General features: G+C 34.9%; 8 protein-coding genes. 6 read left to right on the top strand and 2 right to left on the bottom strand.

Annotation, left to right across the window (positions count from 1 at the left end):
• Positions 1 to 30: 30 nt before the first annotated feature.
• The 4 genes from BUE10_RS20375 (at position 31) to BUE10_RS20360 (ending at position 11,253) form a co-directional block, all read left to right on the top strand.
• A complete protein-coding gene (locus tag BUE10_RS20375; RefSeq protein WP_073488469.1) occupies positions 31 to 1,974 on the top strand; it encodes a glycoside hydrolase family 97 protein in 1,944 nt (647 codons plus the stop codon).
• Between the two features lie 119 nt (positions 1,975 to 2,093).
• Entirely contained in the window at positions 2,094 to 6,224 is a 4,131-nt protein-coding gene (locus tag BUE10_RS20370; protein WP_073488466.1) for a hybrid sensor histidine kinase/response regulator transcription factor, read from the top strand.
• Between the two features lie 515 nt (positions 6,225 to 6,739).
• Entirely contained in the window at positions 6,740 to 9,748 is a 3,009-nt protein-coding gene (locus BUE10_RS20365; protein WP_073488463.1) for a SusC/RagA family TonB-linked outer membrane protein, read from the top strand.
• 8 nt (positions 9,749 to 9,756) lie between these two features.
• Positions 9,757 to 11,253 carry a RagB/SusD family nutrient uptake outer membrane protein gene (locus tag BUE10_RS20360; RefSeq protein WP_083598214.1) on the top strand — a complete coding sequence of 499 codons (1,497 nt, stop codon included), beginning with the start codon at positions 9,757 to 9,759 and terminating at the stop codon, positions 11,251 to 11,253.
• A gap of 365 nt (positions 11,254 to 11,618) precedes the next feature.
• On the opposite strand, the gene BUE10_RS20355 is transcribed toward BUE10_RS20360, so the two are convergent.
• Entirely contained in the window at positions 11,619 to 13,082 is a 1,464-nt protein-coding gene (locus BUE10_RS20355) for an MFS transporter (RefSeq protein ID WP_073488458.1), read from the bottom strand.
• A gap of 383 nt (positions 13,083 to 13,465) precedes the next feature.
• Between BUE10_RS20355 and BUE10_RS20350 the strand changes: the two genes are divergently transcribed.
• Together BUE10_RS20350 and BUE10_RS20345 are read left to right on the top strand one after the other, a co-directional pair.
• Positions 13,466 to 14,746 (top strand): glycosyl hydrolase family 8, encoded by a 1,281-nt coding sequence (locus tag BUE10_RS20350; RefSeq protein ID WP_073488455.1) that lies wholly within the window; start codon positions 13,466 to 13,468, stop codon positions 14,744 to 14,746.
• A 1,460-nt stretch (positions 14,747 to 16,206) separates the two neighbouring features.
• Complete coding sequence (locus tag BUE10_RS20345) at positions 16,207 to 16,599, top strand: hypothetical protein (RefSeq protein WP_073488452.1); 393 nt, start codon at positions 16,207 to 16,209, stop codon at positions 16,597 to 16,599.
• A 413-nt stretch (positions 16,600 to 17,012) separates the two neighbouring features.
• Here the strand turns inward: BUE10_RS20345 and BUE10_RS20340 are convergent, their stop codons facing one another.
• Complete coding sequence (locus tag BUE10_RS20340; protein WP_255369120.1) at positions 17,013 to 21,029, bottom strand: T9SS type A sorting domain-containing protein; 4,017 nt, start codon at positions 21,027 to 21,029, stop codon at positions 17,013 to 17,015.
• Positions 21,030 to 21,114: the final 85 nt, after the last annotated feature.

Raw genomic sequence — 21,114 nt, 5'->3', positions numbered from 1 at the left:
CAAAAAAAAATAATTAATCTACAGCGAATTATGAGTTTTAAATATGTTTTATGCTTATGTCTATTTAGTTTTTTAAACTTAAATGCACAATCAGTCCTAAAAAGCCCCGACGGAAAACTTAAAGTTTCTTTTTTTGTTTCTAACGGTCAGCCTTTTTATAGTATTTCCTATAATGAAAAAATGTTTTTAGAAAAGTCTCCGCTTGGTTTAAAAACCAATGTTGGGGATTTTACAACAGGACTAACTTTAAAAACAGATCCGGTTCAAAATAAAATTGACGAAAAATACCAGCTTCCTAATATAAAAAACAGCAACGTACATTATGAAGCCAACGAAGCTGTTTTTTCTTTTACTAAAGAAAATAAAGCAGCAATTGACATTATATTTAGAGTGAGCAATAACAATGCAGCTTTTAAATATAAAGTATATCCGCAAAATGAAAGCCGTTCCTGCGTGGTACAGGAAGAAGCTTCAGGTTTTCTTCTGCCGAAAGGCACAACTACATTTCTTTGTCCGCAAAGTAAGCCAATGACCGGATTTGCCAGAACTGCACCAAGTTATGAAACATCGTATGTATTAGATGATTCTATGGAAAAAAACGGAATTGGCGAAGGTTATACATTTCCTTGTCTTTTTAAAATGAACAATAGCGGATGGCTTTTACTATCTGAAACCGGTGTTGACAGCGGATATTGTGCCAGCAGATTAATTGGGCAGGAAAAAGGATTATACACTATTGGTTTTCCAATGATGGGCGAAAATAACGGAAATGGAACAACTTCGCCAGGCATACCGCTTATTAGCGAAACGCCTTGGAGAACGATTACAGTTGGCGAAACTCTGGCTCCTATTGTAGAGACCACAATTCCATTTGATTTAGTGAAACCAAAATACGAAGCTTCAAAAGAATATAAATATACCAAAGGTTCGTGGAGCTGGATTATGAAAATGGATGACAACACTATTTTTCCTGTACAAAAACAGTATATCGATTTTAGCGCTGCAATGGGATATCAGACTATTTTAGTTGATGCGCTTTGGGACACTCAGATCGGAAAAGATAAAATCGCTGAATTATCACGATATGGCGCCGAAAAAGGTGTTGGCTTGTATTTATGGTACAATTCAAACGGATATTGGAACGATGCACCTCAAGGACCAAGAGGAATGATGGACAATAGTATCATTCGCCGTAAGGAAATGGCGTGGTTAAAAAGCATCGATGTAAAAGGCATTAAAGTAGATTTCTTTGGAGGAGACAAACAAGTCACCATGAAGTTATACGAAGACATTTTAAAAGACGCCAATGATTTTGGTTTGATGGTTATTTTTCACGGCTGCACCTTACCGAGAGGCTGGGAGCGTATGTATCCTAATTTTGCTTCAAGTGAAGCTGTTTTAGCGAGTGAAAATCTGCATTTTGGGCAGGCAAGCTGTGACAATGAGGCGATTAATGCCAGTACGCATACTTTTATTCGAAATACTGTAGGAAGCATGGATTTTGGCGGAAGCGCCTTAAACCAATTTTACAATAGTGAAAACACTCCTAACAAAGGATCAAAACGAATGACTTCAGATGTATTTGCTTTAGCGACGGCTGTGCTTTTTCAAAGCGGTGTACAGCATTTTGCATTGGCACCAAACAATTTAAATGATGCTCCGATCTGGGCAGTAAATTTTATGAAAGAAGTTCCCACAACCTGGGATGAAGTTCGTTTTGTAGAAGGATATCCGGGTAAATATGTAATTCTGGCCCGCCGAAAAGGAACGAAGTGGTATATAGCAGGAGTAAACGCTCAAAAAGAAATGTTGAGTTTAAAATTGAAACTCCCAATGATTGTTTCCAATGCATCATTAAGCTGCTATTTTGATGATGAAAAATTAAATGGAAAAGTAAAAACAATCAAGCCTAAAAATAATCAGGAAGTTGAAATAAAAATTCCTTCCAATGGAGGAATGCTGCTGGTGAACTAAATAAAAGTTATAATGCAAATCGCAAATTGTGACCTAATTTATACTTAAAAAGAAACAGCCCCAATATTGTGTTTTATTAAACAATATAAATTGAATTTTAATTTAACAATCATTTTATAATGTCCTCAAAAAAATGTTTTAGAGCCATTGCTATTTTGTTTTTTATAATCAACAGCTTGTTTTCTCAAAATACATTTGAAAACTATCAATTTCGTCTGGTAGATAATGAGACTTCAAAAAGCGGTATTTATACCATTGCACAAGATCAATTTGGCGTTATGTGGATGGGAACAAATGGTGCAGGTTTATATAAATATGATGGAATAAATTATGTGGGTTACGAGCAAGACTCAAAACGCAGCAATTCTATTAACAGCAATTTAATTTATACGGTTTATGTAGATACGCAAAACCGCTTGTGGGCAGGTACCGATGAAGGATTGTGTCTTTATAATCGGAATTTGGATACTTTTGAGAATATCGACCTTCGAAAACCAAACCAAAAAGAAACTGTAATTTCCGTAAGAAGTATTATTGAAGACAATAACGGCAATATCTTTTTAGGAACATTTAATAATGGTCTGCTAAAACTAAATGTGAAGTCAAGAAAAATTACAAGCCTTAAACTCGACACTCCAAATGCCGTAAATTATTTGATTCATTGTTTAGTAAAGGATAAAAAAGGAACAATTTATTTAGGAACTAATTCTGGTTTAAAAGTAGTTGACCCACTAAAAAATGAGGTAAAAAAAGTAAAAATTGCCCAAAATAATGAATTGCTGTCTGGCACCATTATATCTATGTTTTTTGACAGTAAACAAAACTTATGGATTGGCAACGGATACAAAGGTCTGGTTAAAGCCAATTTATATTCTAAAGAGAAACAAGCAGTTACTTTTCCTATTACCAGAAAAAGAATCATGTCGATTCTGGCTGCAGATCCCGAAACTATTCTTTGTGCAACAGAAAATGACGGATTAATTATTGTAAATAGCGAAGGTGTTGTTCAAAAAAGATATGAAAATAGTAAATACAATAACCGTAGTTTAGGTTCTAATTCTGTCTGGTCATTATATGTAGACAAAGAAAAAAGAATCTGGCTGGGATATTATAACAAAGGTTTAGGTGTTTTTGATCGAATAAATACTAAGGTAAAAGGAATTGAAAGTTTAGCCGGAAATCCGCAGTCCTTACAAACCAATTGTGTTACCGGAATTGCCAAAGATCATGAAGGTCAGTTGTGGATTTCTATGGAAGGCGGAGGCGTTGATGTTTACAATCCCGAAACCCAAAACTTTAAACACGTTGCCAAATCAGATTCTCATTTTTATTCGGGATTAACAAATAATAACATTACTAAAGTCTTTATAGATAAAAAACAAAATGTCTGGCTGGCAAGCTGGAATGAGGGAATCTTTTTTTTGAAGAAAGGAAGCCGAAACTTTATTAATTACAACACAAAAAACACTTCTGATTTAGCTTCAGATAATATTATGAGTATTACCGAAGATTCAAGAGGTGTAATATGGATTGGAACTTTTGCAAAAGGGCTGCACTATTATACTCCGTCAGACGGTCGTTTTCATCATTGCAATGCAAAACCATTTTATGCCAATGGAATGGTGAATTTAGACATTAGAAAAGTAATGGCGGATTCTGATGATGCTGTTTGGGTTGGTTCAACAACCGGTTTGTATAAAGTCAGTACGAAGGATTTTGTTACTTTTTCTGTGACTTCTTTACGCGATAAAATGTCAGAGAAACTCAAAAATCATAAAAGCATACACACTATTAATACGTTATATCAGGCGAAAAACAAAGAAATCTGGATTGGTACAGACGGTGCAGGATTATTCAGCTACAATAAAAAAACAGATACTCTAAAATGGTATATAAATTTTAATGGGCTTCATGAAAAATCAATAGCCTCCATTATTGAATCTAATGACGGGCGAATCTGGTTAAGCGGAAGGAAGGGAATCAGCAGTATGGATTTAAAAAACAAAACAACTGTCAATTACTCAACTTACGATGGTTTGCTTGGAAATGATTTTAACAACAATTCTGTTCTAAAAGATGAAAACGGACTGCTGTATTTTGGAGGTTACGAAGGTTTAAATTGTTTTAATCCTGACAATTTGGTCAAAAGCAAAAAACAGCTTCCCATTTATTTTACGGATCTGAAACTTTTTAATAAATCAGTAAAGCCGCTGGAGAAAAATTCACCGTTAATAAAAGTAATATCCGAAACAAAAAAGATAATTCTTAAGCACGATCAGTCTGTATTTACCATTGATTTTATTGGCATAAATTATTCTTTTCCCGCCAAAAACGAATTTGCTTATTACTTAGAAGGTTTTGAAGATTCGTGGAATTATGTGGGCAGTAAAAGCTCTGCAACTTATACCAATTTAGCTCCCGGAAAATACGTTTTTAAGGTCAAAGCATCTGAAAAAAACGGAGCATGGAGCCAGAAACCATTAGAATTAAGAATTGAAATTTTACCGCCCTGGTGGAAAACATCATTTGCTTATCTCTTTTATTCGCTGTTAGTGCTGGCGGCCATTTATTTTGGTAATCAATATTATCAAAACAGGTTCAAACAGAAACAATTAATACAATTTGAACAGAAAAAAGCCCTTCAGATCGAAAAATTAAATGATAAAAAATTACAGTTCTTTACCAATATTTCGCATGAGTTTAGAACACCGCTTACTTTAATTTTAAACCCTTTAGCAGATATACTCAAGAACAATACGCAGGAACTTTCAGGCGGTGTTTTGAATAAACTGCAAACGATTCAAAAAAGTTCTGACAGACTTTCAAGATTAATCAACGAGCTGATGGATTTTAATCAGCTTCAGTTTAATAAAATACCGCTAAAAGTACAGCAATTAGAGATAGTTGGTTTTACAAAAGAAATTGTAAGCTATTTTGATGAAGAAGCCCAAAGTCGTGGAATTGAATTGCAATTTGAATCAGATAAAAAAACATTAAACGATTGGGCAGATCCTAAAATGTTTGAAAAAATTATTTTTAATGTGATTTCAAATGCATTTAAGGTTACTCCTGATAATGGAAAAATAACAGTAAAAGTAATAATTGACGAGGAGTTAATTTATTTTCCATTATTACAGCCTGCTTACAGTAACCCTTCTTTTTCAGTCATTATTAAAGATACGGGCGCGGGGTTGGATAAAAAAGATATTAAGCGAATTTTTGATCGTTTTTATCAGGTAAATAATTTAAATAAAGCGTATTACGGAAGTACAGGAATTGGTTTGGAAGTAGTTCGCGGATTTGTAGAGTTACACAAAGGAAGTATAGAAGTAGAAAGTGTATTAGGAGCCGGTACTACTTTTAAATTAATATTCCCGATTGGGAAAGAATTTTTTAATGAAAATGAAATACTGCAGGAAGAATTTAAAAAAGAGAAAAAACTAAGTTTTACACCAGCCATCGAAAAAGAAACAGATCAATCACAGGATGATCAGGAAAAACAAGATCGTGTTTATACCATTTTAATTGTGGAAGATAATGTAGAACTGCGCAATTATTTAAAAAATGAACTCAAAAAAGAGTATAAAGTAATAACGGCAGAAAACGGCCAGATTGGTTTAGAAGCAGCTTTGCAAAAACAGCCAGATTTGATTTTGACAGATGTAATTATGCCTGTTATGAATGGTTTAGAGTTATGCAAAAACATTAAAGCCGATTTAAAAACCAGTCATATTCCGCTAATGATGCTATCTGCAAAAGCATTGGTCAAAGATAAATTAGAAGGAATAGATTCCGGTGCAGATATGTATCTGAGCAAACCATTTGATATGGATATTTTAAAATCCAGTTTAGTACAGCTGCTTAAAAGCAGGCAGATTATGTTTAATAAATTCTACAACGGCATTACTCCAAAAGCAAAAGAAAAAACGACCACACTGGATAATGAATTCATAAAAAATGTCCTCAATTATATTAATGAAAACATCAATGAATATGAATTGAGTGTTGAGGTTCTGGCATCAAAAGTATTTTTAAGCAGAAGCCAGTTGTATCGAAAAATTAAAACCTTAACAGGTGTTTCTGTAAATGAATTTATACGGAATGTTCGTTTAGAAAAAGCCAAAGAATTAATAGAGCTGGGCAATGACAATATAACCGAAATTAGTATTAAAACAGGTTTTAGTTCTCCTTCTTATTTTACAAAATGTTATAAAGAAAAATACGGGCAGCTGCCTACGCACAGCAAATAGCTTATTCATTTTGAATTAGACTTAAAGACGGTTTATACCGTCTTTTTTTGTTCTTAAATATTTAAAATAAAAGTAATTAACACTTAAAACCTTTTTTAAGTAATTATTGAATAATTGTAATTGAAGCCTTTTTTTATTTCATGCTTAAAAAAGGAGCAGCATTATTATTAAAATCCTATTTCTGTTTTTTTCGATAAATCGCTTAAAAACCGGCAATATGTCTGTTTCTGTAGTTTTCATGCTACAAAATTGATAGTTTTTGCATCATTTTTAATAGACAAAATTTAGGTTAAGCTTATATTTTTGGATGTAAGAAAAATTAAATAACCCAGGAAAACAAGTATTAACCTTTTTAAAAATTACAGTATGAATTGAAACCAAATTATGTATTGAATTCTTATTTATATTAAAAATTAAGAGCTATAAAAACCACTTTTAAATTTTAGAATAAGCATTACAATAACTAAAACTTTACAACCAAATAACTATTTAAACTAATCAAAAAACCAATTGAAATGATGTTAAAATTGAAATATGCAATAATCACATTGCTGATAATCAGCAGTCATAATATGATGGCACAGTCAAAGACCATACAGGGGATAGTTACAGATCCCTCGGGGTTTCCTCTTCCGGGTGCCGGTGTTAATGTAGAAGGCTCACAAAACAGTGCCGCTACAGATTTTGACGGGAAGTATACTTTAAAAGGTGTAAACCCTACAGACAAAATTACATTTTCGTTTGTTGGCTTAATTTCACAAACGATCACTGTAGGTACCAGAAATACTATTGATGTTACTTTAGCCTTATCCACACAAAGCTTAAATGAAGTTATAGTAGGTTACGGGACTCAAAAGAGAACCAAAGTAACCGGAGCAATTTCAACAGTAGGTTCAAAAGATATTGCCGCAGTGCCTATTACAAATGCAGAGTCCGCTTTACAAGGGAGAGCCGCGGGTGTAACTGTTGTAAATGGTGCTCCGGGTTCTAATCCTACGGTTACGATTCGTGGTTTGGCTACAATGGGAAACAGTGCTCCCCTATATGTAATTGATGGAGTTTTGACCAGTAACTTATCTGGACTGAGCCCTAATGATATTGAATCGATGTCTGTTTTAAAAGATGCTTCAACAACAGCTTTATACGGTTCAAAAGCGTTTAACGGAGTAATTATGGTTACTACGAAAAAAGGAAAAAAAGGACCGGGGCAGCTAAATTTTAGCACGTATGCCGGTTTTCAGACTATTACAAAAAGATATGATGTTTTAAATACGCAGCAATATCTTCAATACGCTAAAGATTTAGGAAGTGATTTAACAGCAAGAGCTGCTGAATTTGGTAATACAAATACCAACTGGCAGGATCAAATTTTTCAAAGCGGTGTAATGCAGGATTATAATTTGAGTTTCTCAAATGGTACAGAAACTTCTACGTCCCGTTATTCTGCTGAATATTTGAAACAGGAAGGAGCTGTTATCAATACTGGTTTTGAACGTTATTCATTTAGAGCTAATAATACACAAGATATTGGCAGACTTAAGGTAGGAAGTAATATCGGAATCTCTTTCAGTAAAATCAATCCGGAGCGTAACTCAGGAGGAAGAACATTATTGGAGCATGCTATTAAAATGGCACCTTATTTACCGGTTTACAATGGAGCAAATTTAGGCGGTTATCAAGGGCCAAGTGCTATTGATGGTAATGATGCCGAAAATCCTGTTCGTGTAGCCAATTTAGGATATCAAAAAATTAATAATTTATCTATAATAGGAAATATTTATGCTGAATTAGAAATTTATAAAGGCCTGAAATTTAAATCACAAGTTTCATTAGATTATTTTACAAGCAAGGATCATACTTTTATTCCTAGTTTTAGTGACGGTTCCTATCATAAACAAGCATTTTCAACAACTAATGAAACCAATACCCAAGGGCAGAATATTGTTTTTGATAATAGTTTAACTTATAAAACTACTATTGCAGCGAAACATAATATTGAGGTATTAGGAGTTATCACTAAAATTGACGGAAAAGGGCAGAATTTAGCTGCAGGAAGCCGTTACTATATTTCAAACGAAATTGATCAGCTGCGATATAATGAAGGAAGTTTGAGTTCAGGAAATTTCGAAGAAAAAAATATTGGATATATTGCCCGTATCAATTACGATTACGATGATAAATATATACTTGCAGTTTCAGGGCGTAGAGATGCTTCATCTCGTTTTGGAGCGAATAACCGCTGGGGTAATTTCTACTCATTTGCTGTGGGATGGAATATAGCCAAAGAAAGTTTTATGGCAGATTCTGTTTTTAGTACACTAAAACTTAGAGCAAGTACAGGAACAACAGGAAATGACAGAATAGACAATTATCAATACGCAGCGACATTACTGGCTGATTATAATTATCCAATTAACGGAGGAAATGCACCAGGTGTTTCTCTTGGAGTTGCTTCTAATCCTGACTTAAAATGGGAATCTAAAAAAGATAGAAACATAGGTTTAGATTTTGGTTTGTTTGACGAAAAATTCACAGGATCTTTTGAATATTTTAATAATAAAAGCAGTGATATTCTTTTTGCAGTTCCGTTAGCAGCCTCTGTAGGATCTGCAGGTGGTGGAACTCAAATTCAAAATATTGCCGATGTAAAGGTATCAGGATATGAAATTTCATTAGGCTACAATGATCGAAAAGGAGATTTTACATGGTCTGCCGTAGCTAATTTAGGAACAAGCAAAAACGAAGTAACAAGTTTAGCACCGGGAGTAACGAGTGTGTTAGGCGGTCCAACTGCAAGAGCAGGTTTAGAGAACTTCTCAAGACTGGAAGTAGGTCAGCCGTTATTCTATTTTTATGGTTACCAAACTAATGGGATTTATCAAAATCAGGCAGAAGTAGATGCCGTTTTTGGCCCGGGTCAAACTATTATTAAACCAGGAGATATTCGTATTGTTGACCGTGATGGTAATAAAATTATCAATTCAAATGATAAAACTAATATTGGGAATCCATATCCGGATTTTACTTATGGTTTAAACCTTACGGCAGCCTATAAAAATTTTGATTTTAACTGTTTTATAACTGGAGTTCAGGGCAACGATATTTACAATGCAAACAAATTTGATTTAACAGGGATGAATCGTTTGTTTAATGCCAGTACAGAAGTTTTAGACAGAGCAATTGTTGTAAATGGTGTTGTAACCAATCCATCGGCTACTTTGCCTAGAGCGCAGGGAGCAGATATCAACTGGTCTTCAGCCAATCAGCGTTATATTGAAGATGGTTCTTATACAAGATTAAAAAATATCACTTTAGGATATACATTATCAGGAGAAACATTTGACAGCCATTTTTCAAATATAAGATTCTATATAAGTGGTCAAAACCTTATTACGATTACAAATTATTCTGGGTTAGATCCTGAAATTGCACGTGCAGATACTAATGCAAACTCTGCGGGTATCGACTTAGGAAGGTATCCACAGCCTAAATCAGTAATTTTTGGACTTGATGTTAAATTTTAATATATAAGATGATGAAAAAAATAAAACATATAGTTGCAGCATTGTTGGGAGTTTTCGCAATAAGTTCATGTGACACTTCGGAATTAGAATTAACTAATCCAAACACATTATCGCCGGAGACTTTCTTTAAAACCGAAGCGCAGGTAGAATCTGCTGTAAATGCGGCTTATGCAAATTTACAGACAAGAGGATTGTATGCCCGAAATCTTGCTTTTGCCATGGACCTTATGGCGCAGGATGCAGCAGGAAATCCGCAGTTAGAAGGTAATAAAAAACCTTTTCAGGATTTTTCTTTTAATGCAGGAAATGATATTATTCAGTATTACTGGGAATCTTGTTTCCTTGGAATATCCAGAGCTAATTTTGTATTAGATAATGAAGGTAAAATTAATGATTTACCAGATTCAGTTTTATCACAAGCGAAAAAGAATAAATTTTTAGGAGAAGCACATTTTTTAAGAGCCTACTATTATTTTCTTTTAGTGAACCGTTTTGGAGATGTGCCAATTTATAAAACCGGAACTATTACAGGAGCAGCAAGAAGCCCTAAAGCAGAAGCTTTTGATTTGATTAGAGCAGATTTAGAATTTGCTTCTCAAAATTTGCTGCCTAGAGGTACAGAAGTTGTAGGAAGAGTGACAAAAGAAGCGGCTTATGCTTATTTAGGGAAAGTATTATTATACGAAAAGAAATATGATCTGGCATTAGCTGCTTTAAATAATGTTACAGGATTCAGCCTTGAAGATAAAGGCAGTTTTTACAACAACTTTATGGAAGAAACGGAGCATGGTAAAGAATCTGTTTTTGAAGTTGAATTTAATGAAAACAACGGAACTGGTAATAAATGGGATGATGCAGGAAACAGCGGCGGAACTGGTTTTGCTGAGTCAACGCTGAGAGGACAGGAATATGGTAATTTAAGCTGGTTCAACGTATATCCGCCAGATGCACTTTTAAATTCTTATGAAGCAGGAGATTTACGTTTTGGAGATACTTTTTATGTACCGGGTTCAAAATATTTAAACGGAACACGTACAATGACGGCGCAAAACTTTAATACATCGGCAGGTCTTAGAAATGCGGGTTGGAAAAAATACCAGAACTATTACAAAAAAGAAGATGAGGCTGTACAATCCAGTATTAACTTCAAAGTTATGCGTTATGCTGATGTATTGCTTATGAAAGCAGAATGTGAAAACCAAAGAGATGGAGGTTCACAAACAGCAGCTATAGCCTATATAAAAGAAGTTAGGGATCGTGCAGGTTTAACAACTAATATTACGCCTACAAAAGAGGCTGTTTTCACTGCAATTGTACACGAACGTAAAGTAGAATTTGCAGGAGAACAAAGCCGTTTTGACGATATTATGAGATGGGGAAATGCCAGCATAGAATTAGCAAACACTGGTTTTCAGGCCGGTAAAAATGAATTGTGGCCAATCCCTAACAGAGAAACATCCTCTAATCCCAATATAAAACCAAGTGATAATAATCCTGGGTACTAAACGATTAAATTATGTTAGTTTGAGTTAAGTTAAGTTAGTATTTTTGATAAACAGTGCACTTGTAATGCACTGTTTATTTTTTTGTAAAGACAGAATTAATTTTAGATTTCAGATTTTATAATTTAGATTTCAGGTCTAAAGTTTCAAGTTTCAGGTTGAACTGAGGATATTTTAACGCAAAGTTCGCAAGGCTTTTTTTATCGTGTGCAACTATTAGATTTAAAAAGTTCACAAAGCTTTGTGTTGATTCAGCTTTGCGAACTTTGTATTTTTATAAAAACCTTATATGTAGAAAAATCTTTGTGTGCTTTGCGTTAAATAAAAAAAGTTTCAGGTTTCAGGTTTCAAAATCTACAATCTGCAATCTATATTCTTCTTTCCTTCAAATCTGTTTCAATTTGAATTTCCATTTTTTTATCTATTACATTAAAGCATAATAAAATGGCACTTATAATAAATATAAAGCCCGGATAAATACTTATTGAAAGTTTAATCCCTTCAACAGCAGCCGGAACCTGATTGACTTCTTCGGCGACATAACCATACTTAGATAAAAAAGCTGCACCTAAAGCACTGCCTATACTTATTCCGATTTTTAATCCAAAAATCATTGCTGAAAAAACAGTAGCAGTTGCTCTTCGACTGTTTTTCCATTCGCTGTAATCAGCCACATCAGCAATCATAGCCCACAATAAAGGAATTGTTACTCCGTAAATGAATCCATGTAATAATTGGGTTAAAAAAACCATTGCAATAGCGGTTCTGCTGTAAAAATTAAAGAGAAGTAAACTCAGAGCAGATAAAAAAATGAAAGTGATATAAATATTTCTTTTACCAAACGAATCTGCAAGAGATTTTGAAAACAGGATTCCGAATATCATAAAAATAATCCCTCCGCCATTAAAAAGACTAAAAGCAGAAGTTGGAGCATCTTTAGGCCATTGAAGATCTACAAAACCCATTGCTGTTAAGGAATTATTTACTCTCTCAATAAAAGCAGTAAAACCAATATCATTCAAGAAAATAGCCTGAGCAGCAGGATCTAAATAATATTTAAAGTAAAAAACATACATGCCGCCCTTTAAAGACAAAGTTATAAATACCAGAATAGTAACAAGTAACATAACCAGCCATGGGCCATTTTTGCACAAATCAATAAAATCCTGCTTCACAGAAGATTCCTGATTTTTTGCAGGAATGATTCTTTCTTTAGTAGTAAAAAAAGTAACCAGAAAACAAATTACCCCAATAAAAGCAAATAGTATCATGGTGTTTTTAAAACCAACAGCTTTATCTCCATTTCCTAAAATTAAAACAAATGGCAGTAAAAGTGATTGAACTATAAATTGGGCTATCATTACAGCAACAAAGCGATAGGAGGAAAGACTGTTTCGTTCTTTCATATCACCGGTTAAAACACCGCTTAAAGCAACATACGGTAAATTATTTGCGGAATAAAGCAGCACTAAAAAAAAGTAAGTCAGCAATGCATACGTTATCTTACCTGTTATTCCAAAATCCGGAGTTAAAAAAGAAAGCACTCCAGCAATTCCAAAAGGTAAAGCAGTCCATAATATCCAAGGTCTAAATTTTCCCCATTTGGTTTGAGTACGGTCAGCAATAACTCCCATGATGATATTAAAAAAAGCACCAATAAAGCCTCCGGTAAAGATAATAACGCTTGCTGTTCCGGCAGGAATTTTATAAACTTCTGTGTAAAAGAAAGCCAAAAAAGTCAGCAGAGTCTGAAAAATCAAATTAGCTGCAAAATCACCTAAACCGTAACCTATTTTTTCTAATATAGAAAGCTTTTGCGATGTATTACTCATAAATATTAAGGGTTGCTTTTACAGGTTTATATCCTGTTATATTAATTGCAGATTATTTTTGAGGCGTATTTCTATCAAAAAACAACACTTCATTTTACTCTATTTCACTTGGAATGTTTAATGTAAAAATAGCTTGAAAGTTGAAAAAAGTGTATCATTTTTGAAGCCTATATTAACATATTTGAAGCATGGGATTGTTTCAGTAAATCTATTAAATGATTAATTCAGAACACAACCAGTTGTTTTTAAAATAATAAATTACGATGTATATTGTATTTTATATCCTTTATTCATTGATATTTTTTTATGCAACCAGTTGTGTATTTACTGCTTTTGTGTATATTTAAATTATTATAAATGACTAACAAATAATCCTAGACAATATGACTGTATATCAAATTATTACAAATGAATATTTGATTAGAATCCGACTTTTAATTATCGTTTTTGCCTTTATTCCGGCTTTTGCCATTAGTCAAAACAAAAACAAAACAGACAAACCTCAATACCGTAATCTTCTTAAAGAAGCAGGTTATAGTCAAATTGATATTGATAAAAAATTAGTAAAAGCGTATTATGATGTTTTTGAAGGACCAAATAAAGTATATTTTGAAGAAGGAGATTTGTTAGGATATGTTTCTGATATCAAAAATAACGATGCCCGTACCGAAGGAATGTCCTACGGTATGATGGTTGCTGTTCAGCTCAATAAAAAAGAAGTTTTTGACCGTCTCTGGCGCTGGTCTGTAAAATACATGCAGCATCAGGACGGACCACGAGAAGCTTATTTTGCCTGGAGTGTAAATCTGCAGACGAAAAAACAAAATTCTCCCGGTTCTGCTTCAGATGGAGAATTATATTATATAACCAGTCTGCTTTTTGCTTCTAATAAATGGGGAAATGATACGGGAATAAATTACTACAAAGAAGCCAGAAGAATATTAGATGCTATGTGGAAAAAAGACGGTACCGGAAATATCTATAATATTATAAATACAGAACACAAGCAGATTTCCTTTGTACCAGAAGGAGGCGGCTACAACTGGACAGATCCTTCTTATCATGTTCCTGCATTTTATGAAATCTGGGCCTTATATGCCAAAGATGGTCATGAACAGTTTTATAAAGAATGTGCCGATGTTTCGCGTAACTTTTTGCATAAAGCCTGCCATCCTGTAACGGGTCTAAATTCAGATTATACCGAATTTAACGGAGAACCGCATCCAACGCCCTGGATGCCGCCCGGATTCCGTTATGATTCCTGGCGTGTTCCTATGAATATCGCAATGGATTATACGTGGTATGGAAAAGATAAAGAATGGCAGGAAGATTATGCGAAGCGATTTCAAAATTTCCTGAGATCAAAAGGATTAGATACTTATGAAGATCAGTTTAATCTGGATGGTTCTACTCCGGATTTTGTTCTTCAGGCAGGTTCGGTAAAAAAGCTTAGACATTCAATTGGCTTGGTAGCAACCGCAGCTACGGCATCATTAGTAAATAAAGATAAAACAAGTATGGATTTTGTTCATGCGGTTTGGAATGCTAAACTTGAGCCTTATGAAGACGGTTATTTTGATCCATATTATGATGGGCTAATGTATCTTTTTAGCCTAATGCATCTCAGCGGAAAATATCAAATAATAGTTCCGGAAATGAGATAACTTTTTGAGGTAAATTAGTGAGTAGTTCCATTTTTAAAAAGATTGTAAAACTGCTTTAAAATAAATAAAACCTGCAAATCGAGAGATTTGCAGGTTTATCCTTTTTGTGGAGAGATAGAAGATTATTTTTTGCAGGCTATCAATCGTCTGCTTTCGGGATGCTGCTAAAACTTCAAAATTTCCGGCATCATTTAATGTTGATGTGACAATGTCTGGATTTTAATTGTTTCCCTAAGCATTGATCCTTTTCTCTTTATTAACCATTCACAGCTATATCTAGGATAATTTTCTGCAATTTTCAAAATCCATTTTGCTTATATATCAGTATTCTTTGCAATAGCGCGTGACAAAACACCCTTGCTGGCACCAATTTCTTGTTCAAGTTTGATTATCGTTAAATTTTCATTTTTAGCCAAAATTCTAATATTTTCTGTTATACTTTATGATTTTTTATAGGAAAAACATTTATTAATTTATTGAAGCATCTATTATCCATGTTATGTTTAGATCTGTTCTTCTATTTGTTTGATTGAAATGGAAGGACAGCAGAAGATTTATTTTCCGGCTTTGCTTTAAAATGAATATTTATTAATAAAAAATATTTCAATTTCAAGAGCAATACTTTTAAGGATATAATATGACAAAGCTTTCTTAAAAACTGAAAATGATGATAATTATTCTACTAAAAGTTTGTAACTATCATTTGAAATTTCGATAAATTATAGTAAGTATAAAAAGTAGAAACAGAAGCTGCTAATTACTTACAAATCGTTAACAAATGGACTAAATAGCGATTATGCTTTACAAATTTATTCACTTGAGCGTATACTTTATAACAAAGATAAGGCAGATGGCATGCGTCTTTCTTATTAGGTGCCAAAACGATTGTCCAAATAGTAATAAATTAAATTAAAGTTTTAGCGTATAAATTTTTAGAAAACCTCAAAAAAGAAATTAGATAGTACAATTACCACTCACAAAAACATATACCAGAATTTATATAAATACTTACTCATTATGTATAAGTATTAGGGCAGAACAGCAGCAAGAGAGAAAATGTAAGTTTTATCTCTTTTTTTGTAATTTTATAAATCAAATATTTGTTTATTAGATGCTTAGTCTGTTTTTGTCTAACGCCATTGCTAGTATTTGCCCTTTGCAATATAGGAATTCTCCCCTATAAAATAGCCTCTATTTTCATATATACCTTGAATCTATAAGTTTAAAAACTTTTACGGGCAAAAATAAATTGATTTTCAAGAGAACTTTGCACCTTCAAATCTAGATGTTTGAATTTTAAAGACTTAAGAAAATAATTAAACACATAATAATTAAAAGGTTATGAAAAATAGATTACTCCCTTTATTTGTTGTTTTGGCTTCTTTTTCAGCCCGTTCGCAGGTTGGTATTGGAACTAAAATACCAAATGCATTGGAGATAATCAAGGGATTTTCTTAAAAATGTTTAAAAGAAAATTCAAAGACGACTTTGAATTTTATGAGGATTCTTTCTTGTTAGAAAACAGAAGCATACCAAAAGATTTTGAAGGTTCTATATTTGTTGTATATAACAAAATAGAATTAATATATTTTTTAAAGTTGGAGAAGAAGGGAACCAATGTAATGGTTTGTTTTTTTAATAAACAGCTGCATAATAGTTTACTTTATTTTAATGAGATTAAAAATCTAAAACTTCTGGATGCTTCAAAATCTAGAAATGAACTTTTAAAAGAATTAAAATCGTATTTTAAAGACACTTCGGATTTTATTTCAAAAATGCCGGAAATTAAATTTTCTAATCCTGCAATTTATCAATCTCAATTTGAAAATTTTTACAAGTTACTTTTATTTTAAGAGCTGTCTTAAAAAAATAGTATTCTTTGATTCAAGGGGCACATCAAGGATCTTTCCGCTGTGGATGCTCATGGAGGCAGTCAGAATTTTAAATCCTAATGTGTTTTTTTTGGTCTTTTTCATAGCTTTAAATTTAGACAGTATTATTCCTTTTAATCTTTAGAATTATAGTGTCAAAAAAACAAGCCATTATCCTCTTTCTATTAAAACCATTTTAGCTTTTTGTGGCAAATTAGAAGGCAGCTCCAAGGTTTCAATAAGGATTTTAATATAAATATAGACAGCCTTAGCTTTTTGTTGCAGAAAAAAGGTATCAAGTCCAACTTTTCCTTCTATAAAATTACCCCCAAAAAGGAACTATTTGGGGGTAGTTTAAATTGCACAGGTGGCAGCTAAAGAATTTAAAAGATTTTTTATTCTCTTATAATTTTTTTCACGATAGTTTTATTTGCACTGATAACCTTCAGGAAATAGATTCCAGCAGACAGATTTTGACATGAAATCGTTTCCGTTTTACTTGTCAAAGGTTGAGACTTCACTTTCATTCCTAAGGAATTGTATAATTCAAGAATAGTATTGCCTTTCACTTTATTAACTCTCACCATCAACATGGTAGCAGCAGGATTAGGGTAAATAATAATTTCGTCTTCTGTATCATTTTGATTATCAGTAGTTTCTTCAGCATTTCCTGCTAAAGTACGGTTGTCCAGCAATTGTACATCATTTCCTGAACCTCCTTTGTAAGTAATACGGAAACTATAGTCTCCAACCTTCAGCAGGGACATTTCCGGGAGGTTCTTAAATATTCCTGTTACAGCTCCGTCACCTTTATTGTCGATAATTGTATATGCTGTACCGTAAGGCAGTGTGCCGGTATTTCCAATAATTTCCAAGGAAGGACTGTCAGCGAGAATTACACTGCCAGTTATCATTTTATCTGAAGTTCCGGTATTTAAATCTAGTTCGACACTATATATGGCATCTGCATTTAAAGTCAGGGAAGCAAGAGTCAGGGTGCCTATAGTATCATTTCCTGGTTCAAGTCTGGCTTCGGACCCGCTTCCTGAGCCAATAACAGCAGAGGACTGGCTCACACCTGTTCCTCCTAAAGCCCCTTCGGTCACTGTTATAGGACTTATAAAAGCTCCGGTTGCGGGATCATTACTTAATTGAAATTTACCCTTTTTGACAGTTGTAACACCTGAGTAAGCGTGATTTCCGCTGAAAACTAATTTTCCGGTTCCCACTTTTTCCACATTTAAAGAATTAGCAAATGTCCCTCCGAAATAAGAATCGGTATTCAGGGCTCCGATACTGATATAAGGAGAACCTCCAGCATTATTTCTTAGATATCCTCTTCCTCTTAGTGCACCAAAATGCAGTGTACCTGTTTTAAATTGGATACTGTGGCAGTCAACACCATTGGCATCCAGATCCCAGACCGCGTTGGCGCTTCCTGACTGCGGAACCTCAAATCTGACCCTCTGATTGCCGCTTCGTTGTTTGGAAAAGAATGTTCCGTAAAACTGGCTGTTATCGCCATATAAATGCAGTCCGGCATAGGTATTTCCATCATGTTCAAGGATGCCTTTACCAATCAGCCTGCCCCTAAGATTGATAGCATAACTGGTTTCATACATATAGCTTCTAACTCCATCGGTAACCTCTATATCATTGTACAGAGTGGCATCTCCGCCCTCTGATAGAAGAGTACCTCCATTGAGAATGATTTTTCCTTTTCCTAAAGGGCCGGAATCGGGCTTCCCCTCTAATCCAGTTCCATGGCCTGCTATTGCGACAGCACGCTGCGGCGGCCAGCCTCCTGAAGGCCCATTTATCACTGTATTTCCTTCGTAAGTATTAACGCCAGAAATAAACAGGAACTTTTCTCCGGTTTTAACCAAGCCCCCAGTGCCGGAGATTATTCCTGAGAGTCTAAGATCGTCCGTATGAGGATTTATAATGGCCTGCGAATTGATAGTCACTGCATTGGTTAACGACTGGGAATTTAAAGAATTATTTACAATATCGTTTTTTAAACTTATGCTGTTTCCTTCTATGGTATAAGGATAAGCATCTGGTTCAAAAAGTATTCTGGAAATTTCAAGGTTTATGATGTCGTTATAAAGATTTGTGTTAGTTGAAGTATTGAAGTTTAAGACGGCAGGGCTAGAAGGTATTACAGCTTCAGCCCAGTTAACATTCTGGTTCCAATTTTGTGAAGAAGGGTTAGAACTCCATGTTCTAATACTAGAACCGGCTGCGCCAAAGGCTTCGTCAGAGTTTTCGCTCTCTTTAACTGCGCCTACAGATGATATTACGTAATAATATCCTACACCGTTCACAAGGGCTTTATCGGTGTAGTTTGTTGCAGAAACGGTTCCGATTACTGTATAAGGACCGCCCATAGTTACAGCGCGCTTTATATTATATTGCTTAGCTCCCACAGCTGTTTTCCAAGTAAGGGTAACCTGTCCATTAGCGCTGGTAATGGCTGGCTGTGAGGGAACTTCTGGCGGTATTGATGCAAAAACTTCATTTGAAATACCGCTTGCCAGATTTCCGTTGTATGCAGTTACTATGTAATAATTATTTATTTCATACGCAGGAGAAGGGTCTGTAAAAAAATTATTAGTAAGGTTATTTTGTATTACAGTATAAGGCCCACCGCTGGCTGATGTGCGGCTTACAGTATATGATGTGATATTTGGACCACCCGGCCATTCGAGTTTTATACTGGAGTTGAAAGCGGCAGCAGTTAATTTAGTTATCGCACCTGGTGCCTTATTAGTGGTAATATCAATAATTACCGCTGTTTTGGAGATTCCCTTTCCGTTGGAAGCTTCTACAATTACAACAGATGTTCCTCTTGTTGTGGGAGTACCGGATATGATTCCTGTAACAGCGTCCAGACTAAGCCCTGCTGGAAGCCCCGATGCTGTGTAAGCTGCCGGACCTGCTGCTGGAATGATGATATAGCTAAAAGGGGTTCCTACCACTCCGGATACAAATTTATTGCTTGTAATCTCAGGTGATCCGGCAGCAAAATTGTTATTAATTGCAACGTTGCTAAATACTGCAGTGTTCAATACAGATGCATTCTTGGATGAGGTATAGAACCCGATATAAGCATCTTCTGGAAGTGTCATAATAAACAGGGCGATATTTGTCCATGTGATCCCGTCATGTGAATGATAGGCAAATATTCTATTACCAACGCGCTCTAATTTCAACCACCATGCAGAATTGGTAGCGTAATGAGTATACCCGCTGTTTGATGCACTTGCACCGGAGCTGCTCAGATTGACAGGACCTGATGGATTAAAATTTATGGCAGCAAATTTTGAGCCGGCAGCCAGGGACTCTCTAATCATAAGACCGCTTATAGCCCCAGCGACGCTGTTACTTTCGATTTTAGCGACAATGGCAGCGTTGCCTTTCACAGGACAAAAGGTAAAGTTGTTTGAATTTGAAGGAGCATATCCGGCCCCTTTTACTGTCCAGATTCCGGCATTGTAAGCTGCACTGCCTTTAATTCCGGGATTTCCAATATCGATATTTGTTAAATAGGGTGCAGAAACAACGTTTTGCGACGGATAAACTATCGGGGACATTGCTGTGGCTGTTGAACTATCCGAGGATTTTAAATATAAAAAGGACCATCCATTTTCTCCAGTTAGAGTACGCATTTTATCCGTATAGGGAGTTGGTATTCCCTTTCTAACTGAGTATGCACCCTGAATAATATTATTAAAAGGATGCTGCTTACGGGCTCCGCTTGGTATACCCCAGCCTTGAGACCAGTATACGGAATATCCACCGTAAGGAATATAAGTAAGACCGGATGGATCTATTGCATAATGATTGTATAATTCACCAATTGCCAAAAGACGGTTATCCATTTCCGCAAACATATCCACGCCCTGCTTATAGGCAACTTCTGCACCCCAGGCCAGTGAAAAGGCTTGTACAAACCAGTGGTCATCACGGCCTGTATCTCCTACCTGCCCAGAGGGAGTACTGTTACGCAGTGCGGCCCCGGCGTCCATACGATAGACTTCAATAGACTGATTCCATTTAGTTTCATCATCCAGAAAGGCAGCAACACTTAAACCAATCATCAGCTGGATAGCTCCTTTATTGCAGTCTCTCAATGGGTTGGGCACCCATGATGTGGGGTAAATTACATTTGCAAAATAGTTTCTTACATTAGCAGTATTCGTTTCAGTCCATCCCGGATAGGTACTTTTTAAAATATCTGCCGCCGTAACGAAATATGGTACATAATCGCCAATATCGAGCATGTTTTCATTACCTTGCCAGGAAGTATTGGTTACTGCCCAGGCATTCAGCAGGTCTGTTGCTTTCTTGGCATAGGCCGGATCTCCTGTAAATACGTACATGAAGGTCAGGTTATGGATAGCCTGCATATCACTTTTCCATTGAATATTATTTAAATTAGGGGCCCGACTGACTGTTGGGAAAGGGCCTTGAGGACTGTATGAAAGTTTGGAT

The organism is Flavobacterium sp. CF108, assembly GCF_900129795.1.
GTDB lineage: Bacteria > Bacteroidota > Bacteroidia > Flavobacteriales > Flavobacteriaceae > Flavobacterium.
This window is presented reverse-complemented; position numbering and strand designations above follow the sequence as displayed.